This is a genomic window from Terasakiella sediminum, from assembly GCF_033100395.1.
Classification (GTDB): domain Bacteria; phylum Pseudomonadota; class Alphaproteobacteria; order Rhodospirillales; family Terasakiellaceae; genus Terasakiella.
The window spans coordinates 226,899-253,889 of the sequence record NZ_JAWLVJ010000002.1 but is presented as its reverse complement, the minus strand read 5'-3'; the positions used below and the strand labels follow the sequence as shown (position 1 = coordinate 253,889).

Genomic DNA, 26,991 nt, shown 5'->3' with positions numbered 1-26,991 from the left:
GATATGACAAAACGATGTTAAGCTTTCTCGGCTTCGTTCAGGTCACATCAATTCGGGTTTGGGTAAAGCACTTTGTCAACAGAACCTAGCCTTTGTCCTTTCCAGTGAAGGTAATTTTCGATGAATCATAATATTCACCTGCTCGTATTTTATGAGTAAATCTGAACCACCAAAACCAGCATTTGCAGCTGCTGCAATAATGCCTGGTATGTTGGTCCAAGGAATTGACAGAATATCTTTTCCAATGGAAGTTAAATAACTTGCCAAACCCAGCTCGATATCTTGCCTTCCCTTCTCAATATCATCTTTCATCTTCCGAATATCATAATCCACATTTATCAACTCCGTGCTGTATTCTTTTACAAAAGCTCGTTCTTCCTCAATTGATCGCGCAAGCCCTTTGCAAAAATCAGCATTTTCATCCGTTTGAGTATCATCGCCAGGCGCTTCCTGTGAGGCCCTTATAACATTTGCTTGAAGCTCGCCGTCGGGATCAAAAGGTTCAACATCGTCTGGAGAAATCACCGCCTGCGGTTGCTTCATTTTCCCTGTTTCATCATATGAAACTTCATCGGGAAAGGCTTTTTTGAATTGCTGCACAATATGATCTTTTAAACGTGTATCTTGCTTATCCTGATAACGTTTATCCAACATCATGGAAGCGATACGCTCTTGCACAGTCTTTCCCGATGGTATAATAGCCGTTTTAGGCTGCTGTTGCGATGCTTGCGCCCACGCGTCATCACCCGACTTCTTCGGCCCTGATATCTTTGTTTCGGGCTGACCTGCTTGCACAACATTTTGATTTGCCGCTGGTTTCGGTGTAACAGCCTTCAACAATTCATTATTGGTGATGCCCTGTCGCCCCATTGCTTCCCCAAGTTTGGCCTCAGTCGGGCCATGTGGTTTCATCACACCGTCAACTTTCAGACCGTTTTTCTTCTGAAAGCTCTTTAACCCTTCAATCATCCCCATGTCCGGAATGTCCGTGATGCCAAAATCAGGAATTTTATAGTCACCTGTCTGTGCCAAAGCCGATTTGGTTTTCAAGACATCGTCTGGCTGCGTATTGCTTGACTGGCTGATTGTTTTTCCTACCGAAAAGAAGTCGTTTACTTGATCAAACATTCCCATGTTCAATCTCCTTATCTCATGACTAAAAAATAAAAAAAGCCGCCTCCCAAACCAATGGGATGCGGCTTTCGCGAAAAAAAAGAAGCGGACCATATGGTCACACTTCTCCTGTTGACTTTATTCTATGTGTCACATTTGGCATCAATAATCAAGAACAAAACATAAACAAAATTATTTTATTTTCCAAAAAAATAAGCCGCCCCTTGGGAGAAGGGCGGCTTTAGGGAGGCTTTTTTAATGTAGTCGTTTAGGCTGCGATAAGACCTGCCGGGTCAGCAAAGTCGTATCCCAGGTCATCCGCAACAGCCTTGTAAGTCACACGGCCGCCTTGGACGTTGAGACCTGCGAGAAGATGGGGGTCGTCTGCGCAAGCCTGTTTCCAACCTTTATCTGCCAGAGCTAACGCAAAGGGCAAAGTCGCGTTGTTCAGAGCAAATGTTGAGGTACGGGCCACGGCACCTGGCATGTTTGCCACGCAGTAGTGAACCACATCATCAACAATATAGGTTGGATCAGCATGGGTGGTCGCTTTGGAGGTTTCAAAACAACCACCCTGGTCAATTGCCACGTCCACGATTACGGAACCTTTTTTCATAGAGGACAATTGATTGCGTCTGATCAGTTTTGGTGCGGCTGCGCCGGGGACAAGGACAGCACCCACAACCAGATCGGCATCAAACACAAGTTCTTCCGTTGCATCGACGGTCGCATACTGGGTCTTCATACGCGGGCCGAATACATCGTCAAGATAAGCAATGCGGCTAAGGGAGCGATCAAGAACGGTAACGTCTGCGCCCAGACCCATAGCCATATGTGCAGCGTTTGTGCCTACGACACCGCCGCCGATGACGACGACTTTTGCAGGTTGAACGCCAGGTACACCGCCCAGCAACATACCACGGCCGCCATGGGCTTTTTGCAAAGCTGTGGCACCAACCTGGATGGACATACGACCTGCCACTTCCGACATCGGCGCAAGCAGTGGCAGACCACCACGGTTATCGGTAATTGTTTCATAGGCGATACATGTCGCACCGGAATTTACCAGACCTTTTGTTTGTGCAGGGTCCGGTGCCAGGTGCAGGTAAGTGAAAAGCAGTTGATCTTCGCTTAGTTGTTCATACTCGACGGCTTGGGGTTCTTTGACCTTGATGATCATTTCTGCTTTATCAAAAACATCTTTGGCTGCGCCGACAATTTCAGCACCTGCTTTGATGTAATCTTCATCCGCGCATCCAATGCCTTCACCGGCGTTGGTTTCCACCATGACCTTATGGCCGTGGGCACACATTTCACGAACGGAACTTGGTGTCAGCCCGACACGATATTCATGGTTTTTGATCTCTTTTGGAACACCGATTAACATGAAGTCTCTCCTAATTCTGCAACGGTATTATCTATATATTTGATGCCTCTTAAGGTAATTCAACACCGACAAAATGTGCTGTCTAAATTGGTTGCCAAATCGACATTTTTTAGAATATCATGCGTTTAGTCATATATTTTAGAGAAGAATATTCACATGGAAGCTTTAGACGCAACGGATCGTAAGATTCTGACTTTGCTGCAGCGCGATGGCCGCATGAGCAACGCTGATCTGGCAGAAACCATCAACCTGTCCCCCTCTGCCTGTCTGCGCCGGGTCAAACGGCTGGAAGATGACGGTTTCATTGATGGGTACGTCATGTTGTTGAACCAGGCCGCCGTCGGCAAACCCACCAATGTCTTCGTGGAAATCACGCTCGGGAATCTGGGGGAAGACGTGGTCGATGCTTTTGAACATGCGGTGAAAGACTGCCCGGATGTGCGCGGCTGCTACTTTATGTCGGGGGATGCGGACTATCTGTTGCGCATTGCCTGTGCAGGCCCGGAAGGGTTTGAGCAGATTCACCGAAATTATCTATCGCGCCTGCCCGGTGTGACGCGCATTCGTTCCAGCTTTGCCCTTCGCACTGTCTTTAAAAAAACAGGCGTGAAAGTTGACAATATTTGATAAGCTGTTCGCATGAAAAAGAAATTCTTCCCCAAAGGACGCCAGACCGATCAGGATCTGGTGCAGCAAATTCAGGCATTATTAGGTGCCGATGCGGCGCAAGCTGACCTGTTGATTGAGAACCTGCACCGCGTGCAGGATCATTATCATCAACTGGACAAAGACCTGATCGCTGCCCTTGCCCAGGCCATGAACTTATCGCAAGCCCAAGTCTATGAGGTCGCGACCTTCTATGCGCATTTCCCCATTGGTGAAGAGCGTTCCAGACAGAAAGCCTGCACCAGCCTGACCTGCAGCCTGTTTGGTGTGAAGGAAGGCTATGGTGTGCCTTGTGTCGGCAGTTGCGCCGATGCACCTGTTTCTTTTTCAAGTGATGATCCGATCAACCTGCCGGACTATATCCGATATGAAGAGTACACCTACGCGCCCCTGTCTGAACCCGATGAGGTTTTGCAGAAACTGGATGAGGCCGGTTTACGCGGCCTAGGCGGTGCGGGATTTTCCGTTGCACAAAAATGGCGTTTTTTGCTCAATGCGTCGAATAATCGTGTGTTGGTCGTCAATGCGGATGAAGGCGAACCCGGCACCTTTAAAGATCGCCACTGTCTGGAAACCAATCCCCATAAAGTGCTGGAAGGCATGCTGATCGCCGCCCATGTGATTGAGGCAGACGACATCTATATTTACCTGCGTGATGAATATAAGACAGTGCGCAAAATTCTGGAAACCGAACTCCCCAAGATCAAAACAGGCAAAACCATCCATCTGCGCCGCGGGGCAGGCGCTTATATCTGCGGGGAAGAAACCGCCTTGCTGGAAAGTCTGGAAGGCAAGCGAGGCCTGCCGCGCATCAAGCCACCTTACCCAGCGCAAAGCGGTCTCTTTGGTCGCCCGACTTTGGTCAATAACGTGGAAACCCTCTGGCGGGTGCAGGAGATTATGGCCGACGGCATTGAGGCCGGATCAAAGCGGTTTTATTCCCTTTCCGGTCGCGTGCAGAACCCCGGTGTCTATGAGGCATCCGTCGATATTACGGTTGCTGAGTTGATCGAGATGGCAGGCGGCATGCTGGAGGGACACAAGTTCAAAGCTTATCTACCGGGTGGCGCAAGCGGGGGTATCTTGCCTGCGAGTAAGTCCAACCTGCCTTTAAGCTTTGGTGCGCTGGAAGAACATGGCTGTTTTATTGGCTCCGCTGCCGTCATCATCCTGTCTGATCAGGATAATATGAAGGATGTGGTCATCAATCTGATGAACTTCTTCGATCATGAAAGCTGCGGTCAATGTACCCCATGCCGGGTGGGCTGTGAGAAAATCGCCATGATGTTGAAGACCGGACCGCTGGACTATGATCTGGTGACGGAACTGAGCGCGGTGATGCAGGACAGTTCCATCTGCGGGTTGGGTCAAGCTGCGCCCAATCCGGTGCTGACAGCGCTTGCCCATTTTGCGGAGGATTTCGCATGATCTCTTTTACGCTCAATGGCAAAACAGTTACTGCTGAAGGTGACGAAACCCTGTTTGACATCACCAAGCGCGAAGGTCAAACCTTGCCGCACCTCTGTTCCGGCTATCACAGTTATAATAAAGCCGATGGCAATTGCCGCCTGTGTGTAGTGGAGGTCGAAGGTGAACGCACCCTGACTGCCTCCTGCATGCGCACGCCCACTGAAGACATGGTGGTCCATACCCATTCAGACCGGGTGACCAAATCACGTAAAATGGTGATGGAACTGTTGCTGGCGGATCAGCCCGCCCGAAACGCTTGCCCGGATCCAAAATCCCATTTCTGGAAAATGGCGGATGAGGTGAGGATTGAAACCTCTCGCTTCCCCGCCAGTGATAAAATTGAAAACGATTACAGCCACCCGGCCCTCGCCGTTGATCTGAACGCCTGCATCCATTGCACCAACTGTGTGCGTGCCTGTCAGGATATCCAGACCAATGATGTGTTGGGCATGGCCTTTCGTGGGAGCCGATCTGTCATTTCCTTTGATCAGAATGATCCGGTGGATGGCAGCACCTGTGTGGCCTGCGGGGAATGTGTGCAATCCTGTCCGACCGGGGCTTTGTTGCCGCGCGATCCGCAAACAGGCAAAGCAGTACCCAGCCAGACAGCCGACAAAGAAGTAGCGTCCCTCTGTCCCTTCTGCGGGGTCGGATGCCAGCTGGCCTATCACATCAAAGACGACCAGTTGATCAAGGTGGAAGGACGTGACGGTCCGGCCAACAATGAAAAGCTCTGCGTCAAAGGGCGCTTCGGCTTTGACTATATCCATCACCCGCAACGCCTAACCAAACCACTGATCCGCAAAGAGGATGCACCGAAAGAACAGATGGATCCGTCCAACCCGCTGACACATTTTCGCGAAGCAAGTTGGGACGAAGCCCTTGAAAAAGCAGCATCCGGGTTCAAGACGTATCAACCGTCAGAACTCGCCGGCTTTGGGTCCGCCAAAGGGTCAAACGAAGAAGCCTATCTCTTCCAGAAACTGATCCGCACGGGATTTGGCACCAACAATGTGGATCACTGCACACGGCTCTGTCATGCCTCCAGCGTCGCCGCCCTCATGGAAGGGATCGGATCAGCTGCTGTTTCCGCGCCGTTCATGGACGCGCTGAAAGCCGATGTGATCATTATCATCGGGGCACGCCCGGCACAGAACCACCCGGTTGCGGCAACCTATATCAAAGATGCCGTCAAGCAGGGCAGCAAGCTGATCGTCATGGACCCGCGCAGACAAGCTCTCAGCCGATTTGCCGATCATATGATCCAGTTTAAATCGGGCGCTGATGTATCCTTGCTCAACGCCATGATCCATACAATCATCGACGAAGGGCTAACGAACAAAGATTATATCGACGCCAACACCATTGATTTTGACAAACTCGTTGAGACCATCAAGCCTTTCACCCCCGAAGCCATGAGCGAGATTTGCGGCATCAACGCTGATGAAATCCGCACCATTGCCCGCCTGTATGCCAAGGCAGATCGTTCCCTCATTTTCTGGGGGATGGGTATATCACAACATGTCCATGGTACCGATAACGCCCGTTGCCTCATCACGCTCGCGCTCATCACCGGGCAGATCGGGCGGGAAGGTACCGGGCTTCATCCCTTGCGTGGCCAGAATAATGTGCAGGGTGCATCGGATGCCGGGCTGATCCCCATGGTCTATCCCGATTACCAGCCCGTTGCGGCCAATCACGATAAATTCGAAGAAATCTGGGGGCAGAAACTGGATACAGAGCTCGGCCTGACTGTCGTGGAAATCATGCATGCCATTCAGGCCTCAAGGCTGAAAGCCATGTATATCATGGGTGAAAACCCGGCCATGTCAGACCCAGATGCAGGCAATGCGCGCAAAGCCCTAGCCATGCTTGAACACTTGGTCGTGCAGGATATCTTTTTAACCGAAACAGCCATGTATGCCGACGTCATCCTGCCCGCCAGTGCGTTCCCTGAAAAGACAGGGACCTTTACCAACACCAACCGTCAGGTCCAGATGGGACGACAGGCGCTCACCCCACCGGGCGACGCCCGTCAGGATTTATGGATCATTACTGAAATGGCAAAACATCTGGGGCTGGATTGGACTTATGCAGGCCCGCAGGATGTCTTTGCCGAAATGGCGACCATCATGAATTCGCTAAACGGCATCACCTGGGATCGTCTTGAAAAAGAAGACGGCGCAACCTACCCCAACGACCAGCAGGTCCTGTTTGGCGAAGGCTTCCCGACAGCGACGAAAAAGGGTCGTATCGTTCCAACCGATTTGATTGCGCCGGATGAAACACCGGACCAGGACTATCCCTTCATCCTGACCACCGGGCGCATGCTGGAACATTGGCATACGGGGGCCATGACGCGGCGGGCCAATGTACTGGATCAGATCGAAGGTACACCGGTTGCAAGCCTCAACCCGAAAGACATTGCCGATATGGGATTGGATGCAGGGGATTACATCACCGTTTCCACCCGACGCGGCAGCGTGGATATCCATGCGCGCCCAGACCGCGATGTACCCCCGGGTATGGTCTTTATCCCCTTCTGCTTCAAAGAGGCAGCCGCCAACCTTCTCACCAACCCAGAACTGGACCCTTACGGTAAAATCCCGGAATTCAAGACCTGTGCGGCATCCGTGGTCAAGACGCCTTCCTGACGGTAAAGCGCGCGGCATGTTTGCGCAGTTTCCAGCGTTTGTCTTTTAATTCCGGATCAATGGGGACGATATTCTGCAGGAATTCATCCACCACTCGGTCCCAGGAAAAGTTTAACGCATGGCTGCGGCACGCGGGGATCAGCTTGTCATAAGACATTTTGATCGCCTCGCCCAAATCGTCCTGCAAGGCCCCAAACGGCGTATCGCACGGCCCCGTCTCGCCAAACACATCCAGCGGGCCGGAGATGGGATATGCCGCCACAGGCACACCGCAAGCCAAGCTTTCTGCCATCACCAGACCAAAGGTATCGGTCAGGCTGGGAAAGACGAAGACATCAGCTGCGGAATAACAAAGAGCGAGTTCCCGGTCGCTATAAGACAAATGAAAGGTCACATCGGGATATTTTGCCATCAATTCTTCGCGCATGGGGCCAGGCCCGACCACGACCTTTGATCCCGGTAAATCCAGATCGAGAAAAGCAGGAATGTTCTTTTCCACCGCGATGCGCCCGATATACATATGAATGGGGCGCGGCAAGTCAAAGAAATCCTTTTCCTGCGGGCTGAAGGTGTCCGTATCCACCCCATGCGACCATTCAAACACATTGTCGAAATTAAAGGCCTTCAGTTCTTTTGCCACTGTGGCTGATGGGGAAAAGACGCATTTGGACGGTCCATGAAATTTCTTCATAACGCCATACAAACGTTCCAGCGAGATCGGCAGACGTTCATTCACATATTGCGGAAACTTGGTGTGATAGGCGGTCGTAAAAGGCAGATCCTTTTTCAAACAGATTTTGCGCATCGCCCAACCGATGGGGCCTTCCGTTGCAATATGGATCACGTCCGGACGCAAACGTTTCAGCATGGATCGCATTTTTCGCTGCGGGAAAAGCGACAGCGGAATTTCCGCATATCCCGGGCATGGCATGGTCAGAAAGTCCCCGGGTGAAATGACCGTCACCTCAAACCCTTTATCCATCAAACGGCTACGCAATGTATCTAAAACACGCACGACACCATTTACCTGTGGATGCCACGCATCCGTCGCAATCAGAATATGCAAGACAAACTATCCCCGATATTTTAAATTGGGTCAGTCAAACATATCAGTCATGACAGTTTAAAGACGCTAAGGTGACGGTTTCCTTACCTTGTCATCAGCGCGTAATCACACCGTCATGGCCTTCAAGGTAGCCTTCGATCAGTTCAATCCCCAACAGGCGATTCTGATCATACCGTCCGGGCATACGCATATGCCAGGTGGGTTTGGCGCTAAAACCGACGCGTTCGTAATAAGGCGCATCGCCCACCAGGACAATACCGCCCCAGCCTGCCGCCCTAGCCAGATCAATCACCAGGTTCAACATGGCCTTACCCAGACCAAGCCCCTGAAGCGATGGTTCCACCGCCAACGGCCCCAGCAATAAGGCATCCCCCGCATTGCCCGCCTGAATGGGCCAGAGACGCACGGTCCCGACCAGTCTGCCTTCCAAAAAAGCCAATAAAGACAAATCTTTAATATGTGTGTGACCGAGTCGCAACTGGTGAGAAGACCGGGTCGTCCAGTTTTCACCCAGTGCGCGAGCAACAAGGTCGAAGATAATCTCATCTTCAACAGGCATCTCAGCCTCGGTATGTAGGGTCCATTGCATATGACTACTTAACAACAACGCAGTACCCCTGCAATTGAATTCATCACAGGCTTACTCAATAGAATTATTATAAAATGATTCAAATGCGCTTAATAACAACTATATGGAAAAAAAGCTTTTCCGTGCACATAATACCTCTGTATAGTTCCACCAATAGCGCATCAAGGGAGTTTAAATAATGATGAAACTATTCGCAGCCTCTGCACTGGCACTTTCACTGGTCTCTTTCTCGGCCATCGCACAGGATGAAGGCCCAACCATCGAAGGTGGCGTTCAGCTGAACATCTCTGCTGAGGAAGATGTATCTGCCGCAATCGGTAACAAGTCTTCTGCAACACAGGAAATCGGTGCAATTGACAGCGGCACAATCGAAGGCGACACCGAAATCGCTGTTGAAGCTGCACAAGACGTATCTGCTGCCATTGGTAACAAATCCTGTTCCGACCAGAAAATCGGAACAATCGGTGCCAAAAACGCCTGTTAAGACATGACAGTGCGTACAGCATTCATCCTGACCTCTGCACTGGCTTTACTGATATTGACCAGTGCAGAAGGCTTCAGCCAGGTTCTGGATGACCGTGCAAATATGAAAATTTTGAAAACCCGGGCTAAACTGGCAACCGGGTCGTCTACCTATGTCTATAGCAATGGGCAGCTGGATGCGTTGGCCGATCTGGAAAGTCAGATCAGAAGTCAGGTCAATTGTGGTTCTGTTGATATTGCAAACCAGACTGTGGACAGCAGCTTTTCAGGCGAGATCAATATCATCATCGCAGGTGATGTGGTCAACACCGGGAATAATTGCCGCTAATTTTCTATAGAAGACTAAAATAAGGCCATTTCTTAGGGGAGAAAGAGTCGTGGGCAGACGCTTTCAAAATTTTGCCGTTATCGGGCTAGTCAGTTCTATTCTTGCCGGGTGTTCCACCTTCGAGGCAAAAGTGCCACGCGAAGTGCTGGAAGAAAATCCTGTTTCAGCACCCGTGCGTGCGCTTACCGGATTTTCTGACGGGCTTGTCTGTATGGGACGGATGCTGAAAGATAAAAAGGTTCAGACCATCTATCTGACCCTTGCCGATATCCCGGATTATTCCGAAGCCAATGGTTCTGCCGGCTTTGGTGCAAAAGAAATGCTAGTCTCTGCACTTTCGCGCATGTCCGAAGAAAATGGCATCGTGCGCTTTGTTGCTTATGATCGCCGCACGCCCAACATCGTGGCTCTGCATAATTCGCATCCCAAAAAGAAGAACCTGCGCGTGCCAGACTTTTTTGTACGTGGTGCCGTGACCCAGATTAATTCCAGCCCGTTCAGCCATCAGAAAGGCAACAGCCTGAATTTGGGTGAAGAAGCTTTAGGTGATGAACTTGATAGCTTCTTGGGTGCGAGCCTTTCCAATTCCAATTCCATTAGCCTGAAATCGGTGACACTTGATCTGAACTTGGGATTAGTCAGCAACTATCAGATTTTACCGGGTGTCACATCCTCCAATACCATGAGTGTGATGAAAACAGGCGATTCCACTGAATTCACCGTCAGCTTTTCCAAAGTCGGCGGGATTTACAGTGATAACGAAAACCGTGCAGGCGCACTCAGCAGCGCACTGCGATCACTCGTGGAAGTTGGCCTGATTGAACTAATGGGCAAGCTTTATAACGTCCCATTTGAACAGTGCCTGGCACATCTGGACCAAAGCAGTGTGGCACGCACCGCCATTCGCGACCAGTATAAAGAAATGTCCGATGAAGAACGCGTCAAATTCATCGCCTATGAAATGGACCGTCAGGGTCTGATCAAGATGGATGAAAACACCATCATCAACGGCAAAGCCAGCGCTGAATTCCAAACTCAAATCGCGGCCTTCCGGGTGAAAAATGGTCTCTTCCCGAATACATCGGTCGATTACCGCCTGTTTGAAAAAGCCTTTATTCAATCCAAACAGGACGTAAAAGATATTCAGCAAGGCACGGGTGCCGGTCCTTTGAAACGGTGGTTGCATGTGGGTAAAGAACAATAGGTTAGGGGTATCAACCCTTGGCCTGTTGGCCCTGACCATCACCCCAGCAGGGGCAGATGAAGCCCATAAATTGCTGGGTCCTGAACAGCTGGATCAAACCGTACAGGAAATCATTGACGAAAGTGCGACCTATGACAGCACGGCTGAAACCAAGGATGTCAAATCATCCTTAAGCGATGATTTCGCCAATAAAACATCCGATGACAATGATGATGAGTTTGACGAAGAAATTTTCAAACAAATCCTCGGCAGCCCGGATGTTGAAAGTGCAAGCAGTTCAACCTCTTCCAACACGGACAGTGGATTTAGTTTCACGTCCGATTTTGCCTCGTCAGTTGAAAATAATTTAAAAGAAGAGGTCAGCGAAACGGTCTCTTCCGCCACCGCTTCTGTGTCTGCAGACAGTATCACAAACAATGTAACAGAAGCGATTACCGCAGCGCTGACATCAGATAGCAATGCCAGTTCAGCCGCTGACGGCGCAGGCGATGGCGCAGGTGACGGTGTGGGCGATGGCACGGGGTCAGCCGCTGAAACGATTAGCGAAGCCATTTCACGTGCGGCAAATGCGGCGACAAGCGCAACGGCAACAACTGGTCAATCAGGCAATCAAACAGCAGGTACAGGTACGAACGCCAATGCCTCCATCGCACAGAATGTGACAGCACAGGTTGCCGCTGCGCTTAGCGCCAATCAGGAGAGTGCAGCGGAAAATATCTCTCCGCAAATTGCCGCATCAGATCGATCCCAACGCATGTCGATTGCGCGCTCCAAAGTGGAAACCGCGCTCAGTTCCGCCAAAATTAATACCGACCATCCGGAAATCTCCTCATTACTGAAAGTCTTTGACAGTAATTACGACCAAAAAGCAGAAACCATCCGGGAAAATCAGGGCGCGGACGCCAATAAAAACCTGGATGAAACACTTGCCAGCCTGAACACCGGATCATTTGCCGATCAATTGTCCCAAGCCATTGATGAAAATTATGACACCAGCCTGAATGAAACAGGGGATGGTACGACAGGCAGCACCAGTGTCGATGATCAGGCCGTTGATGCCAGCGTTAATGATCAGACCGGACAGGTGGATAACAGTGTCGATGGTACATCTGCCACGCAGGATGTGGACCAATCGGCCAATGCATCGGTTGATGATGAAAGTGATGCGGCAGACGGTGCGGGCGATGGTGCGGATGAAGCCGCAGATGGCGCAGCCGATGCGGCCAGTGATGCAGATGCAAATGCCACCGCCAATGTCGATGAAGACCTGACAGAAACGGCAGACGTCAAAGACTATTCAGATGCCTATGACAATTCGACCGATTATTCAAACACTGTCGATCAGTCCGCCGACAGCATCACCGAAACGGTTTCCACATCGCTGGATGATCTATCCAGTTCCATGTCGCAAAGCCTGTCCTCGGTCGAAGACACCATCATCGAAAAGACAGAAGCGGCCTTTACCACCATCAAAAGCCAGGTCGGTGAACAACAAGACAGCGCGTACGATGACTATATCGACAAGCAAAAGACCGCCGATGACATTGACATCCCTGATGCAGAATATGAAACCATTTCCTATAACTGTCACAAGACCTGGTATACATTAGGCATCGAAACGAAATGCGATCATAAGCAAGTTCAAACCGCTGATAGTATTAAAGAACAAGAATCAGCTCAGGCGAATAAAGATGCGGCACAGGCCGAAGCTGATGCCGCCAAGGAAGAATATGACGCCTGGACGTCAGCTTACGATGAAGTGGATAATCAACAAGACAGCGCTGTTTCCCAAATCGAAGCCGCTTTTGAAGATGCACAGGATGTGGTTGTCTCCGTCGATATTGACGGCACGGTCAGTGATGCAGACAATGTGACCTCCTCCAGCTCTGGCGACAGTTCCTCCAGTGACAGTAGCGACAGCAATGATACGGACGAAGAAAAAGAAACCATCCTGACCAGCCTGGGATATACATCGGTCGCCCAGACAGGTGAATTGAAAGTGATTGGCTCTATTGAAGAATGGATCTGGGCATCCGAAGCCGTATCCGCCGCCATTGGCAGTGATACGACAGCGCGTGAATATATCGGAATTATCGGTAATCCCAACGGGGGCAAACAAACCATCGCAGGCAGCATTACTGATAAAATCTGGGCAACCGGCCTGGTGGATGCGGCCATTGGCTATGACAGTGAAGCTGACGTTGATGTTGGAGGACTGGAAGGCGACATTCAAGGCACCGTTAATGAAAGCGTGATTGCCATCGGTGCGGTCAACGCCGCCATTGGCTATCAATCTCTCGCCGTTATGGATATCGGCGTGACCCGTGGGCACGTCAGTGGCAATGAACAATTAACCGTTGATGCCACGGGGATTGTGAACGCCGCCATCGGCAACAAGGCCGTGGCGTATGCCAAGGTTGGCAATATCGAAGCAGACGGCACCGATTCCACCAAACACGGCATCACCCTTGAAGCAGACGTTCCCTTGGCCGTCAACGCAGCCATCGGCAACAACACCGAAGCCAATTTCCTGGTTGGTAACGTGGATGGCACCATCGAAGGTGTCCTGAGCCACCGGGTTTCTGCAGACGGGGCTATCAGTGCAGCCATTGGTGATGACAGTACATCTACCATTTCTGTCGGCAATGTGTCCGGGACGGTGGGGGGCGCCTATGTGAATACAGTGGATGCAGAAGGTCTCATCGCCGCTGCCATCGGGGAAAAAACAACGGCCGAGGTTACCATCGGGAATCTCGGGTCCAACGGTGTGCTGAACGGCAGTGGCAAAATCGACATCGATGTCACCGGTGCCATTGCTGCTGCCATCGGATATAAATCCACCGCTGATATTTCAGTTGGCAATATCCATGCGGAGATCAAGGGCAACACCAATGTGGATATTGATACCGGGCCCCTGATCGCTGCTTCGCTTGGGTCAGAAACCGTTGCCAATATTGAAATTGGTGACGTAAATGCCGATGTGGGTGGCAATTTGGATATGGATATTACAGTTGGCGATGCCACCGTTTTTGCCATTGGATCCAACGCCTCGGCCGAAGCTCTTGTTGGCGTAATTGATGCGCCTGTCAGCGGCAATGTGGATATGGATATTACGGTCGGAGCCATGTTTGTCGGCGCGCTTGGCTATAACAATTCCGCCACCACACAAGTGGGATATATTGAAAGCCGCGATGATGGGTCAACCCTATCTGGCAATATCGACATGAACATCACCGTGGGCGACATCAACAACTTCTCCTTTGGGATCAGTTCCAGTGGCGATAGCCTTGATTCACGCATTTCCATTGGCTCCATCCTCAGTAACAGCACCACATCAGGAACAACAACCGTCAGCGTTTCAGAAGGCGCCGTTTCGGCCTTCAGCTTCGGGTTTGAATTTGATGTTCCTTTACTTGGCACCTACTTCATCGGGGAACATGGCTGTAAAAGCATTGGCGATATCGGATCTGATGATTGTTCCAGTTCCGACAACGAACTCACCATCGAAAAGGAATAAGTCTATGACATTTTATCAAAATGCCGTTTTGACGGTCATTGCCCTTGCCCTATGCACAATCGCGGTTCAGATGACCATAACCCCGTCATTTGCCACAGGCCAGTACCAGAAAGTAATCATTTGCGATGAAGCCGGGCGCTGTGCAAAAATCGATCCTTCCTTTGATGCCTTAACCGTAAAAGATCCACTGTAAACATGATCCTCCTGCAAAGCCTGCTTGGCCTGATCGCCCTGACCTTTATCGCCTGGGCTTTGAGTGAAAACCGCAAAGAAATTTCATGGAAAGCACCTGTTGCAGGCCTTGCCTTGCAATTGGTCATCGCGGTTCTTTTGCTGAAATTCCCGCCCTTTCAGGCGGCTTTTGTCGGTCTGAACTCTGTCGTTCTCGCATTACAGGAAGCAACGGAAAAAGGCACTGCCCTTGTCTTTGGTTTCATTGGCGGTGGCCCCCTTCCCTTTGACGAGCCCTTTCCAGGGGCGGCCTGGATTTTCGCCTTTCGCGGCCTGCCGCTGATTTTGGTGATGAGCGCACTGTCCGCCCTGATGTTTTATTGGAAAATCCTGCCCGCCATCGTACGCGGTTTCGCCTGGGTTCTGCGTCGCACGTTGGGTATTGGCGGTGCGGTTGGCGTCAGTGCCGCAGCCAACGTCTTTGTCGGCATGGTCGAAGCCCCGCTCTTCATCCGTCCTTATCTGTTAAAACTCAGCCGCTCTGAACTGTTTATGGTCATGACCTGCGGGCTTGCCACGGTGGCTGGCACCGTCATGGTGCTTTATGCTGCCATTCTCGGCCCAGTTATTGATAATGTACTGGGGCATATCTTGACTGCATCCCTGATCAGCGCCCCTGCCGCCATCATGATTGCACGCATGATGGTCCCGGATGACGGCAAAGAAAACACAGAGGCTGAAAATGTCACGCCCCCGGCCGAAGCGGACACCGCCATGGAGGCAGTAGTCAATTCAACCGTACAAGGCATTACCCTCATCCTGAACATCATTGCCATGCTAATCGTTATGGTTGCTTTAGTTCACCTTGCGAACATGACCTTAGCCTTCTTTGGCGAGGAAATTTCCATTCAGACCATAAGTGGGTATGCCTTCACCCCCATCGCCTGGTTGATGGGTATTCCCTGGGATGAATCTTTCATGGCCGGACAGCTTCTTGGTACCCGCCTGGTGTTGACCGAATTTGTCGCCTATCTGGAAATGGCTAAAATGCCTTTAACTGAACGTACCTCATTGATAATGCTATATGGTCTCTGTGGATTTGCAAGCCTGCCGAGTCTCGGAATTATGATTGGTGGATTGGGCGTTATGGTCCCGGAAAGACGGCGCGAAATTATCGATTTAGGGTTTAAATCTGTCATTTCTGCAACGCTTGCAACCGCCCTAACCGGGGGGATTGTTGGTTTATTAGGTTAATCTCCAATTCTTCCATGCATTGAACAGATTTAAAGACGTGATAATGCTTCCCTTTTGTTGTAATAGTTTGATACCATTGTCATTCACGTGAATGATTTTTACTAATTTAGGCAGGCGGGTAATCTGACTATGGGGGGTAAACCTTCCTTTTTGAAAAAAGGAAACCGGATCGGCAAGAAGCTGATGACGATGATTATCGCCTTCAGTTCCCTGATCACATTTTTCATCACAGCCGTACAACTTGTCATTGATTACCAGCAGCAACGCAGTGATCTGGATGAGACGCTGAATAATGTCAGCGTCAATGTCCCCACAATCTCGGGAAGCGTGTGGAGCTTTGATGAGGAACAGATCAAACTGTCCCTTGAAGCTCTGGAAAATTTGCGCAATATCGAATATGCCAGCGTCGTCACGACAAACCAGAAAAACAAATGGGAAAAAGGTGCCCAGGTTTCCCACAATGTCATCAACCGTGAATACCCCCTGACCTATGATAAACGCGGTGAGATTATGGAGATCGGCCAGCTCCATGTTGTCGCCAGTCTGGATGCGATTTATGAGCGGGTTCTTTCTAAAGCCGCAGGCATATTAATCAGTAACGGGGTGAAGACTTTCTTCGTTGCCCTGTTCATGTTCACCATTTTCTATCGTCTGATTGCCCGCCGCATTGTTGTCCTATCCAACAAGGTAGAAGAACTGACGACTGAACTTGTCGCCGCTGATGAAAACCAGCGCTATGCACAAGACCCCAAAGAAGACGAAATCGATCTGGTCCAACATAGCTTTGACCATATGGCAAACAAACTGCGCCAGACGATGAAGGACCTGCAGGACAGTAACCGCAGCCTGCAACATGCCTATGAAGAAGTGCAGACCATCAATGCGGAACTGGAATTGCGCGTTCATGAGCGCACCCAGCACCTGCAGCAGGAAATTGTAGAACGTGAATATGTGCAGGATTCCCTGCGCTACAGTGAACAGCGTCTGCGCGATATTGCTGAATCTGCCTCTGACTGGTTTTGGGAAATGGGGCCAGACTTTAAGTTCACTTATGTCTCAGGTCGCTTCTATGAAGTCACCGGCATGAAGCAGGAAGACGTGATTGGCAAATCGCGTCTGGAAATCGCCGCCAATCTGGAAACGGATGAAGATAAAGAAAAATGGGTGATGCATGATGAATTGCTGGAAAACAAGCTACCCATTGAAGATTTCAACTATCATCTGGTAACCCCGCAGAACCGATCTTATTACGTCGAATTCAACGGCGTTCCGGTCTACGACAAAGTTGGGAATTTCAAAGGCTATCGCGGTGCCGCACGTGATATTACACAGCAGATTGCCTATCAGGAAAAACTGGAAGAGGCTAAACGTCTGGCCGAAGTCGCCAACAAGGCAAAATCTGAATTTATTTCCAGCATGAGTCACGAGTTGCGCACGCCGCTGAACGGTATCCTAGGCTTTGCGCAATTGCTGGAGATGAACCCGAAAAAAGCACTGGATGAACATCAGACTGAATATGTTCACCAGATCCTCAATGCGGGCAACCACCTGCTGCGCCTGATCAATGAAATCCTTGATCTCGCCAAGGTGGAAGCAGGCAAAGTCCAATTGTCGATGGAGCCGATCTCACCCGTCCATGTGGTTCAGGAAAGTCTGAACCTGCTGGATGCGCTTGCAGGTAAATATGAAATTCAACTGGTTGCTGACTACGGCGATATCAAAGCCGAACAACAAATTTCTGCTGACCTGACCCGCTTTAGCCAGATTGTAATGAACCTCTGTTCCAATGCGATTAAATATAACCGCAAGGAGGGAAAAGTTCTGGTTTCCCTGTCTGAAGTTGATGATGGCTGGCTGCGCATTTCCTTCAAGGACGAAGGCCCAGGCATTTCCAGTGAACATCTGGATATGCTCTTTACGCCCTTTAACCGACTGGAAGCAGAAGGCAGCGCGACGGAAGGCACAGGCGTTGGCCTGACCATCACACAAAAACTGGTTGAACTCATGTCCGGTCATATCGGCGTGGAAAGCACACCAGGCGAAGGCAGCACCTTCTGGGTCGAATTCAAATTGCTTGCAGAGAAAGCACAGCTGACCAAAGCGGCCAACACCAAGTCTCATATTCAAATTCCCAGCAGCCTGAAACCCTGTCGTGTGCTGTATGTGGAAGATAACATTGAAAATATGCAGCTGGTCAGTGAAATTTTTGACAAGTTTGAAGGTGCCGAACTTATCAAGGCAGAAACCGCAGAAATCGGCATAGAACTCGCCTTGAAGTCAAACCTTGACATGATCCTTATGGACTTAAATCTACCGGGGATGGATGGGTTTGAGGCATTGAAAGAATTGCGCCGACACAAAGAATGTGAAAACATACCCATTATTGCGCTCAGCGCCAACGTACAGCCGGAGATCATAGAACGCGGTAAACGAGAAGGGTTTAACAATTTCCTCACAAAGCCGATTGATATTCCGACGCTGATTCATGTGATAAACATGATTGTAAAAAACTGAGGAGGACACAATGACGACCAACAAATTGTGGAAAACACTTACGATCGCACTAACTGTGTCACTATATCTGGGATTATCCAGCCTGACCGCCCAGGCTGTAGAAGAAATCGAATATGCTTACCCTGACATTTCTGTCTGGACGACAGAACGTGACGCCGAAGGAAAACTCAAGAACCCGCTCGTCAAGCTTGCAGGCCCCCTGTTTGAGAAAGCTGGCATCCCCTGGCACCCACAGGACTATCCGGCAAAACGCATGTTTGCCAACCTGCGCGATGGAACGTCCAAATTCTCCATGCTGGTAAACGCAGAATCGATTCTCCAGGGCTGCTGTCTCGTCAGTAAAGACCCGGTTGCCCTTGTTGAAATCCGCGTCTTCCATAAAAAAGACACGCCACCGATTACCAAACGTGAAGACCTGAACGGCAAAAGCGTGATCACCATCCGGGGCTACAGCTATGCCGGAACACTGAAATATATTCAAGATGAGAAAAACGCTGTCGATAATTATCCAGCGCCAAGCCACCATGCAGCATTCTCTATGTTTGACAGTGGTCGTGCTGACTACATCATCGACTATGCCTTCCCGGCTGCTGAAGTGCTGGAACAGCAACCGATTGAAGACATTACATACAGCACACTGAAACAGACAAACGTCTATCTAATCCTCCATAAAGACTATCCTGATGCAGAAAATGTCATGGCCCGTCTGGAGAAGATCGCCAAGACGCTGGACAAAGAAGAATTCCTGACATCACCGTCTGTTAAGTAAGTTACCTTATTTTTTTAAAGGTCTCTAAAAAATGGCAAAGGTAGTATCAATTGACACTACCTTTGCCCATTTTTTTTTGGAATTGTTACATGTTAAATTTGACCACACGTACAACTTTGAGGTCTAAACCATGAAAACAAATCCAATGGGCATTTCCATGCCACATTTAGACCTGGATGCCGAACAACCAGATAGCGGCGTGACGGTCTACGGTATTAACGAAACAGCCGACGCTTTTGAGCCTCTCTTTAAAGTCGCAGCGCGCACAGAGGCCGAAAGAATTATTCGCAAGCTCTGTCAGGCCTGTGAGAGTATTTCCTGCCCGGACTGGAAACGCAACATGACTGCCTGCTATACAATCATTGATCATTGTAAGTGACCCAGCAAAAAAAGGCCTCCCAACCGGAAGGCCCTTTTCATAAAATCTGAAATTCAGCGTTAAGCCGCTGACGTATCTTCCAGTGCCTGGCCACGAACGGTGCGGTCATAATCTTCTACAAGCTGGCGTGAGATATCCCCCGGCGTAAAGGTGAACTCGCCAATTTCAGCCACCGGTGTGACTTCCGCAGCTGTGCCTGTCAGGAAACATTCCTCAAAATCACCCAGTTCATCCGGCATGATCACTCGTTCAATGATCTTATAGCCGCGATCTTTTGCCAGACCGATCACCGTGCGACGTGTAATCCCATCCAGGAAACAATCCGGGATCGGCGTGTGGATTTCACCCTCTTTATTAATAAAGAAGACGTTCGCTCCCGTTGCCTCAGCCACCTGACCGCGCCAGTCCAGCATCAATGCATCATGATAGCCATTAGCTTCGGCTGCATGTTTAGACAGGGTACAGATCATATATAAACCTGCAGCCTTTGATTTGCTCGGTGCTGTTTCCGGGTTCGGGCGGCGATAGAGCGCATTATCCAGACGAATGCCTTTCATGCGGGCTTCCGGGTCAAAATAAGACGGCCATTCCCAGGCAGCAATGGCCAGATGGATTGTGTTGTTTTGTGCAGAAACCCCCATCATTTCAGACCCGCGCCAGGCAACAGGACGGATATAGCCATCAACAATGTTGTTTTCTTTCACGACCTTTTCCGTCGCCGCATCGACTTCTTCCACTGTGTAAGGAATTTCAAAACCGAGAAGCTTCGCACTTTCAATCAGTCGTTCGTTATGTTCTCTCAGTTTAAAGATATTTCCGCCATAGACACGAATACCTTCAAAGACTGAGGAGCCATAATGAAGCGCATGGGACAGGACATGGACCTTGGACTCACGCCACTGAACCATTTCACCATCGTGCCAGATTGTACCGTCACGGTCATCGAACGAAAGATTAGACATGTTTTTTCTCTTCAAAATGTAACTTAGTTTCTTTTACACTGCTTTCAGCATAAATGATGTTGCTACTTGTACCCAGATCAGGCATATATGTCAATATTACTGACGTATATTTTAAATTAAGATCATGGCAGACACAAAAAGACGCGCAAATCCGCTATTTTTACGTGAAGAAGAACTTCGCCAGGCAATGGAACTTCTCTTCTTCGCCTATCGTGATTTCACGGCAGAAGCGGACGAAATCCTAGAATCCTATAATTTCGGACGCGCCCATCACCGGGTGATTTATTTTGTCGGGCGTGACCCCGGCATGTCGGTCAAAGATCTGTTGAATATCCTGTCCATCACCAAACAAAGCCTGTCGCGTGTACTCGGCCAATTGGTGGACGAAGGGTTTGTGGAACAACGAACCGGCCTGACAGATCGCCGCCAACGTCTGTTATATCTGACCACCAAAGGTCAAAATCTGGAACATGAGCTGTCCAAAAACCAAAGTCGACGCATTGCCGAAGCTTACCGGATGGCAGGTGCAGACGCGGTTGAAGGCTTTCGCAAAGTGCTGATGGGCATTACAGATGAAAAAGATCGCTTTGCCCATATAAATGAGACACCTCAGGAATAGTCAAGCGCACATAGCCATGGCATACTGTCGTCCATGAGCACTGAAGAAACCCATATTCTTGTCGTCGATGACGATGAGCGCCTGCGCCGCCTGCTGAAGAAATTTCTCAGCGAAAGCGGTTTCATTGTCAGTATTGCTGAAGATGCCGCCGATGCGCGCAATAAACTCAGCATGCTGGAATTCGACCTGATCGTTCTGGATTTGATGATGCCGGGCGAAAGCGGACTGGATTTCGCTAAAGACTTTAAACAAGACAACGCCACCCCCATCCTGATGCTGACCGCCATGGGCGAAAGCGAGGACCGAATCAACGGGCTGGAATGCGGGGCGGAAGATTACCTGACCAAACCTTTCGAGCCGCGCGAACTGGTGCTGCGCATCAACAATATCTTAAAACGTGTCGTGCGTGAAAAAACGCAAAGCGATCAGGAACAAATCCGCCTGGGCGATCTGATCTTTGATATCAGCCGCCACGCGCTGACCCGTAATGGCGAGCCCATCCATCTAACGGCATCTGAAGCGAGCTTATTGGTCATTCTGACCCAGCAATCAGGCAATATCCTCAGTCGGGAAAAGCTTGCAGAGCTTTCCGGGATTGAAGGCAATGACCGCACCATTGATGTGCAGGTGACCCGCCTTCGCCGTAAAATCGAAACTGATCCCAAGCTGCCACGTTTCTTACAAACCGTACGCGGTCAGGGCTATGTCTTAAGGCCGGGGCATTAATGGGTGCATTTATAAAAAGCTTTCTGCCACGCAGCCTGCTGGGTCGGTCCCTGATGATCCTGGTGGTGCCGCTTGTGCTGCTGCAAGTGATCTCCGCCTTTGTCTTTTACGAAGCCCACTGGGATAAAGTCAGTCAATATCTGGCCCGTGGCCTGGCCGGTGATGTGGGCGCCATGGTGGACCTGGTGCGCGACAACCCCAGCCCGGAAGGGTTGGAGCGCGCCTTTCAAATCTCGCGCAATCGCTTCAATATGGAAGCAAATTTGCGCGCAGGTGAGATTCTATCCAACACCAAAGAAGTCGTGCAGGGCAGCATCCCGGATCCATTTTTTTTATTGGCGCTGAATGAACGGGTCGGCCTGCCCTATCATATTATCGCCCCCGAAGATGAAAAAACCTTGACCATCGAAGTCCAGATGACAGAAGGGATTCTGGCCGTCACCGCCCTTCGCAAGCGACTTTTCAGTTCGACCACTTATGTATTCGTTTTATGGATGGTGGGCAGTTCGCTTCTGCTGTTTGGGGTTGCCATCATCTTTATGCGCAATCAGGTGCGTCCCATCCGTCGCCTGGCTGTAGCAGCCGATGCGTTTGGCAAGCGGCAAAACGTGGAACGGTTTAAGCCCGAAGGAGCACGCGAAGTTAGACAGGCCGCCACTGCATTCCTGAAAATGAAAGCACGGATTGAACGTCAGATCGAACAGCGCACCCGCATGCTGGCAGGCGTCTCTCACGATTTACGAACACCGCTCACCCGCATGAAATTGCAGCTTGCCCTGATGGGGGAAAATGACGACACCAAAGACCTGAGCGATGATATTTCCGAGATGGAACATATGCTGGAAGGCTACCTTGCCTTTGCCCGTGGGGAAGGAGGTGAACAGACAGAAGAAACCAATCTGTCAGAACTGATCGAAAGCATCGTCAATGCCATGAAACGCAAAGGCATCGCCATTGACTATCACTGTGAGGGACAGATTTATCTGCAGGTCCGCCCCCATGCCTTTCGGCGTGCAGTAACCAATATTATTGAAAATGCTGGGCGCTACGGCAAGCATGTGTCGGTCAGAGTCGGCCAACGCAGTGATATGATCGAAGTGACCGTTGATGATGACGGACCGGGTATTCCCGAAGATAAACGTGAAGAAGTCTTCAAACCATTTTATCGACTGGATCAATCGCGCAATATCCAGACTGGCGGTGTCGGTCTGGGCCTTTCCATCGTGCAGGATGTGGTGCGCACCCATGGCGGGGACATCAAACTGGATGTGTCCCCCCAGAAAGGTTTGCGCGCACGCTTAAGCTTCCCGATATAATCAGGCTTGGCGTTGGTCGTGACCGCCCTGGAATTTACCATCGGCGATGATAGCAATGTCATTGCGTGTCAGTCCCAAGTCTGCCAGTTCACGATCGCTCATGATGTTCAGTTCAGAAGCTATACGGCGACGTTCAGCAAACGCCTGGAATTTTTCGATGATGAAATCTTCGAATTTGGTCAACAAGCCGCCTGTCAGTTCAACATGGTGGCTACCATAGGATGTAATTGGGTAACGTAAAAGCATATCTATTCTCATCGGTAAAATGTTTTGGTTGAGAGTAGATGTAGTATTTTTCCGCAATGCGACAATTATTTTTTCCGCATTGCAGCATTGTAGAGCTTGCATAGCTCCAGCTAAGGCTTAGGCCCCATGGGCATTCAACCATTTCAGCACATCGTTTATTTGCCCTGTTTCTTCAAGGGGTTCGGCTGGCGGGCGATTGATCATGATCACACTGATCTTTTCCTGTCGGGCGGCTTCCAGTTTGGCGGACGTTTGCTCGCCTCCGCTATTTTTCGTTACCAGGACCCGGATTTTATGGTCCCGGATCAGCTGGATTTCTTCTTCCACGCTAAAAGGTGGGCGCCCGATAACGGTTTTATAATTGGCAAGCGGCAACTCTTCTTTCGGTTCGTTAACGAGTCGGACAATCAATTGAACATCGTCCAGCCCTTCAAACCGATGCAGGTCCTTAACCCCCGTGGTCAGAAAGGCAGTTGCCCCCAATTGGCTTAAAACCTCAACCGCCTGATCCATATCGTTTACTTCCAGCCATTTGTCTTTCGGCTGGGCCACCCATTGGGGGCGTTTAAACACAATGATCGGCAGCTGCATCGCATTGGCGACGATATACGCATGTTGGGATATCTTTTCCGCAAACGGATGGGTCGCATCCACCAGATAGTCGATCTTGTTTTCGCGAATATAGGTCATCATGCCTTCCACCCCGCCAAAACCGCCAACCCGCACATTGCAGGGCAATTCCGGTTGATGGCCAGTAACCCCACTGTAAGAGACCGTCACATCCAGTCGATCCTGAAAACAGTCCATAACCAGTTTGGCAAGCTTGGCTGCTTCGCCTGTGCCACCTAAAATCAACAGCTTCTTAGCGGGCATGACCGACAATCTCTCCTTTACGGTTAATGAGGATAATTTCAATTTCACAATGACCGGACACCACGGCACGCGCAACTTCTTTTGCCCGTGTCGCGACCAGATCACCTAGCGGAATATCATGATCTCGTGCCAGTTCAATCACTTCCAGGCCTGTATTTGCCGTTTTCACTCGTTCCACCAGATCAGCGCCCCCAGCCTCCTCCATCCAGCCCGCAAGCTTGGATAAATCCACACGGGATCGGGAAGAATGCAAATCCATCTCGCCTTGAGCCAGCTTGCAGAATTTCGCAAAGCCACCGCACAGCGTCAGTTTGTCAATCGGCTGTTTGCGCAGATATTTCAACACCCCACCTGCAAAATCACCCATATCAATCAGAGCACTTTCTTCAAATCCATACATGGACACAGCAGTCTTTTCCGATGTGGACCCTGTACAGGCAGCGATATGATTAATCCCAGTCGCTTTGGCCACATCAATGCCGCGATGGATAGAATGTATCCAGGCCGCACAGGAATAGGGCACCACAATTCCGGTCGTCCCCAAAACCGATAATCCGCCGATAATCCCCAGGCGCGGGTTCATGGTTTTCTGAGCGAGCTTTTCGCCATTTGTGATGGACACGGTAACTTCCACGTCCGGATTTTCTTTCACCGCATTCAGATTATCCGTGATCATCTGGCGTGGCATGGGGTTGATGGCAGGTTCGCCGACATCCAAAGGCAGGCCCGGCTTGGTGACAACACCGACCCCGTCGCCATTTTTAAAAACAACACCGCTTCCGACAGGGAGTTCTTTAACTGAAACGAGGATTTCTGCGCCATGAGTGATATCCGGATCATCCCCTGCATCCTTGATCACACTGGCCCATGCTGTTTCCCCATCGCGCTCACAACGATTCAACACAAAGGCCGGGGTCTGGCCTTTGGGCAGGTAAATCGTCACGGGATCGGGGAATTCCCCGTTAAGCAAAGCCCGATAAGACGCGGTTGCCGCAGCCGTAGCGCAAGCACCCGTCGTCCAGCCTTTCCTTAAAGTTTTGTTTTCAGCATTCTTTGACATAATTCAAACATAACTATTTTACATAAATTGTCATCGACTCGTTTTTAGTTTAGTACCGCAGTTATGAATATTTCTTTTCCAAATTTTGATGATGGCAGTGTCTGGCTGGTCGGGGCTGGCCCCGGTGATCCCAAACTGCTGACCCTTTATGCCTGGCATGCAATCCAGAAGGCGGACATCATTGTCCACGATGCGTTGGTGGCAGATGAAATTCTGGCCCTTGCCCCTGAAACAGCCGTTCTGGAATCCATGGGCAAACGCGGCGGGGTAAAATCATCACCCAAACAAACCGATATCAGCCTGCGTTTAATCGAACTGGCAAAAACTGGAAAGAAAATTCTGCGCCTTAAAGGTGGTGACCCGTTTGTCTTTGGCCGCGGTGCTGAAGAAGCCAAAATGCTGATTGAACATGGTGTACCCGTGCGCATTGTCCCCGGCGTCACTGCAGGGGTGGCAGGTTCTGCCTATGCAGGCGTTCCGGTTAGTGACGGGGCGTCCAATCAGGTCATAAGTTTTGTGACTGGTCACGATAAAAGCGGGAACGTCCCGGCAGTTGACTGGCAGGCCCTGGCGAAAAGTTCCCCGGTGATTGTCTTTTATATGCCGATGAAACATATCGCCAAAATCCAAAGCGAAATGTTAAAGGCCGGACGCGATCCGAAAGAACAAATTTGTGTGGTATCCAATGCCACAACACCCAAACAAAAACGTTGCCTGACCACTTTGGAAAACTGCTTCGAAGAATTAGCAAAATCTGATATAAAATCCCCTGCCCTGCTTATTCTGGGCCCCACGGTGGGATTGGAAGCGGACTTGCTGGAGTGTTTTAACTAAATGGAACAAGAACTGCTGCTCATGACCATGCTGCAGGCCGGGCTGGCCCATTGCACCGTTGTTGTTGAAGATAACGGCAGCCTGCTGATCAGCCTTTTTGTCGCAGGTCTTCTGGGCAGTGCCACCCATTGTATGAGCATGTGCGCGCCTTTTGTTCTTTCCCAGGTTACGGCCCGGCTTGAAAATATCAAGCTGGACCAGATGTCCGAATTCAAGCGTCTGACGGGGGCGGCCCTGATCCCTTATCATCTGGGGCGCATGACGACTTATATCTTCTTGGGGCTGGCCGTTGGATTGCTGGCACAAGGGGCTATCCAGTTTGGCGGCATGAAATGGATTTCAGCCGCCCTGTTGATGCTGGCCGCGATCTTTTTCCTAGGATATGCGCTGAAACGTCTTGGTGTCAGCTTCCCCAACCTTCCCTTGTTTGGTGCAAACCAGAAACAGGAAAGCACGCTCTCAAATGGCCTTGGTAAAATCCTGAAACCGTTTTTTGCCCGCCCTACCGGAGTAAACGGATATTTTCTTGGCTTAGGACTTGGATTTCTGCCTTGCGGGCTCCTATATGGTGCATTGGCAGCGGCTGGGGCCAGCGCGGATTTTGTTGCGGGGGCCTTTGCCATGGCGGCTTTTGCGCTGGGGACCATTCCGGCCTTAATGGCAGTTGGACTGGCCGGACATATGGCCGGGCAAAAATGGCGCACGGTCATAACCGATCTTGCCCCTATTTTGTTGATTTTAAATTCGGGCGTTTTAGGCTACCTTGCCTGGACGCTGATAAGTTAGACAGG

The 26,991-nt window shown here is 50.3% G+C and carries 25 protein-coding genes; 17 read left to right on the top strand and 8 right to left on the bottom strand.

Annotated features, from left to right (window positions below; translation table 11 throughout):
- Positions 1–75 precede the first annotated feature (75 nt).
- Together RYZ26_RS02490 and ald are read right to left on the bottom strand one after the other, a co-directional pair.
- Positions 76–1,134, bottom strand: coding sequence for a peptidoglycan-binding domain-containing protein (locus tag RYZ26_RS02490; protein WP_317681560.1), 1,059 nt, complete (start codon positions 1,132–1,134; stop codon positions 76–78).
- 247 nt (positions 1,135–1,381) lie between these two features.
- Positions 1,382–2,500, bottom strand: coding sequence for an alanine dehydrogenase (gene ald / locus RYZ26_RS02485; protein WP_317681559.1), 1,119 nt, complete (start codon positions 2,498–2,500; stop codon positions 1,382–1,384).
- A gap of 156 nt (positions 2,501–2,656) precedes the next feature.
- Between ald and RYZ26_RS02480 the strand changes: the two genes are divergently transcribed.
- From RYZ26_RS02480 to fdhF, 3 genes are read left to right on the top strand one after another with little or no spacing between them, the layout of a single operon-like run.
- Positions 2,657–3,127, top strand: coding sequence for an Lrp/AsnC family transcriptional regulator (locus RYZ26_RS02480; protein ID WP_317681558.1), 471 nt, complete (start codon positions 2,657–2,659; stop codon positions 3,125–3,127).
- A 12-nt stretch (positions 3,128–3,139) separates the two neighbouring features.
- Complete coding sequence (locus tag RYZ26_RS02475; RefSeq protein ID WP_317681557.1) at positions 3,140–4,594, top strand: NADH-ubiquinone oxidoreductase-F iron-sulfur binding region domain-containing protein; 1,455 nt, start codon at positions 3,140–3,142, stop codon at positions 4,592–4,594.
- Positions 4,591–7,290: a formate dehydrogenase subunit alpha gene (gene fdhF / locus RYZ26_RS02470; RefSeq protein ID WP_317681556.1), complete on the top strand. Its 2,700-nt coding sequence runs from the start codon at positions 4,591–4,593 to the stop codon at positions 7,288–7,290. The genes RYZ26_RS02475 and fdhF overlap by 4 nt, the downstream gene beginning before the upstream one ends.
- Here the strand turns inward: fdhF and RYZ26_RS02465 are convergent.
- Positions 7,274–8,356, bottom strand: coding sequence for a glycosyltransferase family 4 protein (locus RYZ26_RS02465; protein WP_317681555.1), 1,083 nt, complete (start codon positions 8,354–8,356; stop codon positions 7,274–7,276). The two genes, fdhF and RYZ26_RS02465, sit on opposite strands and share 17 nt — an antisense overlap.
- Before the next feature lie 94 nt (positions 8,357–8,450).
- Positions 8,451–8,945, bottom strand: a complete 495-nt coding sequence (locus RYZ26_RS02460; protein WP_317681554.1) for a GNAT family N-acetyltransferase — start codon at positions 8,943–8,945, stop codon at positions 8,451–8,453.
- A 178-nt stretch (positions 8,946–9,123) separates the two neighbouring features.
- Here RYZ26_RS02460 and RYZ26_RS02455 point away from each other — a divergent pair, with 178 nt between their 5' ends.
- The 9 genes from RYZ26_RS02455 (at position 9,124) to RYZ26_RS02415 (ending at position 19,564) form a co-directional block, all read left to right on the top strand.
- A complete protein-coding gene (locus tag RYZ26_RS02455; RefSeq protein ID WP_317681553.1) occupies positions 9,124–9,429 on the top strand; it encodes a hypothetical protein in 306 nt (101 codons plus the stop codon).
- Between the two features lie 9 nt (positions 9,430–9,438).
- Positions 9,439–9,756 (top strand): hypothetical protein, encoded by a 318-nt coding sequence (locus RYZ26_RS02450; RefSeq protein ID WP_317681552.1) that lies wholly within the window; start codon positions 9,439–9,441, stop codon positions 9,754–9,756.
- A 49-nt stretch (positions 9,757–9,805) separates the two neighbouring features.
- Entirely contained in the window at positions 9,806–10,960 is a 1,155-nt protein-coding gene (locus tag RYZ26_RS02445; RefSeq protein WP_317681551.1) for a hypothetical protein, read from the top strand.
- The gene (locus RYZ26_RS02440) at positions 10,941–14,477 is read left to right on the top strand and encodes a hypothetical protein (protein WP_317681550.1); all 3,537 of its coding nucleotides are present in this window, start codon (positions 10,941–10,943) and stop codon (positions 14,475–14,477) included. Before RYZ26_RS02445 ends, RYZ26_RS02440 begins: the two co-directional genes overlap by 20 nt.
- Positions 14,478–14,481: 4 nt before the next feature.
- On the top strand, positions 14,482–14,670 hold the full coding sequence (locus RYZ26_RS02435; RefSeq protein ID WP_317681549.1) for a hypothetical protein: 189 nt from the start codon (positions 14,482–14,484) through the stop codon (positions 14,668–14,670).
- Positions 14,671–14,672: 2 nt separating this feature from the next.
- On the top strand, positions 14,673–15,902 hold the full coding sequence (locus RYZ26_RS02430; protein ID WP_317681548.1) for a NupC/NupG family nucleoside CNT transporter: 1,230 nt from the start codon (positions 14,673–14,675) through the stop codon (positions 15,900–15,902).
- 129 nt (positions 15,903–16,031) lie between these two features.
- Entirely contained in the window at positions 16,032–18,416 is a 2,385-nt protein-coding gene (locus tag RYZ26_RS02425; RefSeq protein WP_317681547.1) for an ATP-binding protein, read from the top strand.
- Between the two features lie 10 nt (positions 18,417–18,426).
- On the top strand, positions 18,427–19,185 hold the full coding sequence (locus RYZ26_RS02420; RefSeq protein WP_317681546.1) for a substrate-binding periplasmic protein: 759 nt from the start codon (positions 18,427–18,429) through the stop codon (positions 19,183–19,185).
- A gap of 130 nt (positions 19,186–19,315) precedes the next feature.
- Positions 19,316–19,564, top strand: coding sequence for a hypothetical protein (locus tag RYZ26_RS02415; protein WP_317681545.1), 249 nt, complete (start codon positions 19,316–19,318; stop codon positions 19,562–19,564).
- 59 nt (positions 19,565–19,623) lie between these two features.
- Here RYZ26_RS02415 and RYZ26_RS02410 read toward each other — a convergent pair whose 3' ends face one another.
- The gene (locus RYZ26_RS02410) at positions 19,624–20,526 is read right to left on the bottom strand and encodes a branched-chain amino acid aminotransferase (RefSeq protein WP_317681544.1); all 903 of its coding nucleotides are present in this window, start codon (positions 20,524–20,526) and stop codon (positions 19,624–19,626) included.
- 124 nt (positions 20,527–20,650) lie between these two features.
- Between RYZ26_RS02410 and RYZ26_RS02405 the strand changes: the two genes are divergently transcribed.
- The 3 genes from RYZ26_RS02405 to RYZ26_RS02395 are packed head-to-tail and all read left to right on the top strand — an operon-like array spanning position 20,651 to position 23,187.
- Positions 20,651–21,145, top strand: coding sequence for a MarR family winged helix-turn-helix transcriptional regulator (locus RYZ26_RS02405; protein ID WP_317681543.1), 495 nt, complete (start codon positions 20,651–20,653; stop codon positions 21,143–21,145).
- Positions 21,146–21,178: 33 nt separating this feature from the next.
- Positions 21,179–21,871 carry a response regulator gene (locus RYZ26_RS02400; RefSeq protein ID WP_317681542.1) on the top strand — a complete coding sequence of 231 codons (693 nt, stop codon included), beginning with the start codon at positions 21,179–21,181 and terminating at the stop codon, positions 21,869–21,871.
- Positions 21,871–23,187, top strand: coding sequence for an ATP-binding protein (locus tag RYZ26_RS02395; protein WP_317681541.1), 1,317 nt, complete (start codon positions 21,871–21,873; stop codon positions 23,185–23,187). The genes RYZ26_RS02400 and RYZ26_RS02395 overlap by 1 nt, the downstream gene beginning before the upstream one ends.
- Here the strand turns inward: RYZ26_RS02395 and RYZ26_RS02390 are convergent, their stop codons facing one another.
- From RYZ26_RS02390 to RYZ26_RS02380, 3 genes are all read right to left on the bottom strand, one after another.
- The gene (locus RYZ26_RS02390) at positions 23,188–23,433 is read right to left on the bottom strand and encodes a DUF1127 domain-containing protein (RefSeq protein ID WP_317681540.1); all 246 of its coding nucleotides are present in this window, start codon (positions 23,431–23,433) and stop codon (positions 23,188–23,190) included.
- 117 nt (positions 23,434–23,550) lie between these two features.
- A complete protein-coding gene (locus RYZ26_RS02385) occupies positions 23,551–24,306 on the bottom strand; it encodes a cobalt-precorrin-6A reductase (RefSeq protein WP_317681539.1) in 756 nt (251 codons plus the stop codon).
- Positions 24,296–25,366, bottom strand: a complete 1,071-nt coding sequence (locus RYZ26_RS02380; protein WP_317681538.1) for a cobalt-precorrin-5B (C(1))-methyltransferase — start codon at positions 25,364–25,366, stop codon at positions 24,296–24,298. The genes RYZ26_RS02385 and RYZ26_RS02380 overlap by 11 nt, the downstream gene beginning before the upstream one ends.
- A gap of 63 nt (positions 25,367–25,429) precedes the next feature.
- Between RYZ26_RS02380 and cobA the strand changes: the two genes are divergently transcribed.
- Together cobA and RYZ26_RS02370 are read left to right on the top strand one after the other, a co-directional pair.
- Entirely contained in the window at positions 25,430–26,200 is a 771-nt protein-coding gene (gene cobA / locus RYZ26_RS02375; RefSeq protein ID WP_317681537.1) for a uroporphyrinogen-III C-methyltransferase, read from the top strand.
- Positions 26,201–26,986: a sulfite exporter TauE/SafE family protein gene (locus RYZ26_RS02370; RefSeq protein WP_317681536.1), complete on the top strand. Its 786-nt coding sequence runs from the start codon at positions 26,201–26,203 to the stop codon at positions 26,984–26,986.
- Positions 26,987–26,991: the final 5 nt, after the last annotated feature.

What these genes read in the sequence shown, in the direction of transcription:
- RYZ26_RS02490 (WP_317681560.1), bottom strand. Translation starts at nt 1,134, where the DNA reads ATGGGAATGTTTGATCAAGTAAACGACTTCTTTTCGGTAGGAAAAACA.
- ald (WP_317681559.1), bottom strand. Translation starts at nt 2,500, where the DNA reads ATGTTAATCGGTGTTCCAAAAGAGATCAAAAACCATGAATATCGTGTC.
- RYZ26_RS02480 (WP_317681558.1), top strand. Translation starts at nt 2,657, where the DNA reads ATGGAAGCTTTAGACGCAACGGATCGTAAGATTCTGACTTTGCTGCAG.
- RYZ26_RS02475 (WP_317681557.1), top strand. Translation starts at nt 3,140, where the DNA reads ATGAAAAAGAAATTCTTCCCCAAAGGACGCCAGACCGATCAGGATCTG.
- fdhF (WP_317681556.1), top strand. Translation starts at nt 4,591, where the DNA reads ATGATCTCTTTTACGCTCAATGGCAAAACAGTTACTGCTGAAGGTGAC.
- RYZ26_RS02460 (WP_317681554.1), bottom strand. Translation starts at nt 8,945, where the DNA reads ATGCAATGGACCCTACATACCGAGGCTGAGATGCCTGTTGAAGATGAG.
- RYZ26_RS02455 (WP_317681553.1), top strand. Translation starts at nt 9,124, where the DNA reads ATGATGAAACTATTCGCAGCCTCTGCACTGGCACTTTCACTGGTCTCT.
- RYZ26_RS02440 (WP_317681550.1), top strand. Translation starts at nt 10,941, where the DNA reads ATGTGGGTAAAGAACAATAGGTTAGGGGTATCAACCCTTGGCCTGTTG.
- RYZ26_RS02435 (WP_317681549.1), top strand. Translation starts at nt 14,482, where the DNA reads ATGACATTTTATCAAAATGCCGTTTTGACGGTCATTGCCCTTGCCCTA.
- RYZ26_RS02430 (WP_317681548.1), top strand. Translation starts at nt 14,673, where the DNA reads ATGATCCTCCTGCAAAGCCTGCTTGGCCTGATCGCCCTGACCTTTATC.
- RYZ26_RS02425 (WP_317681547.1), top strand. Translation starts at nt 16,032, where the DNA reads ATGGGGGGTAAACCTTCCTTTTTGAAAAAAGGAAACCGGATCGGCAAG.
- RYZ26_RS02420 (WP_317681546.1), top strand. Translation starts at nt 18,427, where the DNA reads ATGACGACCAACAAATTGTGGAAAACACTTACGATCGCACTAACTGTG.
- RYZ26_RS02415 (WP_317681545.1), top strand. Translation starts at nt 19,316, where the DNA reads ATGAAAACAAATCCAATGGGCATTTCCATGCCACATTTAGACCTGGAT.
- RYZ26_RS02410 (WP_317681544.1), bottom strand. Translation starts at nt 20,526, where the DNA reads ATGTCTAATCTTTCGTTCGATGACCGTGACGGTACAATCTGGCACGAT.
- RYZ26_RS02405 (WP_317681543.1), top strand. Translation starts at nt 20,651, where the DNA reads ATGGCAGACACAAAAAGACGCGCAAATCCGCTATTTTTACGTGAAGAA.
- RYZ26_RS02400 (WP_317681542.1), top strand. Translation starts at nt 21,179, where the DNA reads ATGAGCACTGAAGAAACCCATATTCTTGTCGTCGATGACGATGAGCGC.
- RYZ26_RS02395 (WP_317681541.1), top strand. Translation starts at nt 21,871, where the DNA reads ATGGGTGCATTTATAAAAAGCTTTCTGCCACGCAGCCTGCTGGGTCGG.
- RYZ26_RS02390 (WP_317681540.1), bottom strand. Translation starts at nt 23,433, where the DNA reads ATGCTTTTACGTTACCCAATTACATCCTATGGTAGCCACCATGTTGAA.
- RYZ26_RS02385 (WP_317681539.1), bottom strand. Translation starts at nt 24,306, where the DNA reads ATGCCCGCTAAGAAGCTGTTGATTTTAGGTGGCACAGGCGAAGCAGCC.
- RYZ26_RS02380 (WP_317681538.1), bottom strand. Translation starts at nt 25,366, where the DNA reads ATGTCAAAGAATGCTGAAAACAAAACTTTAAGGAAAGGCTGGACGACG.
- cobA (WP_317681537.1), top strand. Translation starts at nt 25,430, where the DNA reads ATGAATATTTCTTTTCCAAATTTTGATGATGGCAGTGTCTGGCTGGTC.
- RYZ26_RS02370 (WP_317681536.1), top strand. Translation starts at nt 26,201, where the DNA reads ATGGAACAAGAACTGCTGCTCATGACCATGCTGCAGGCCGGGCTGGCC.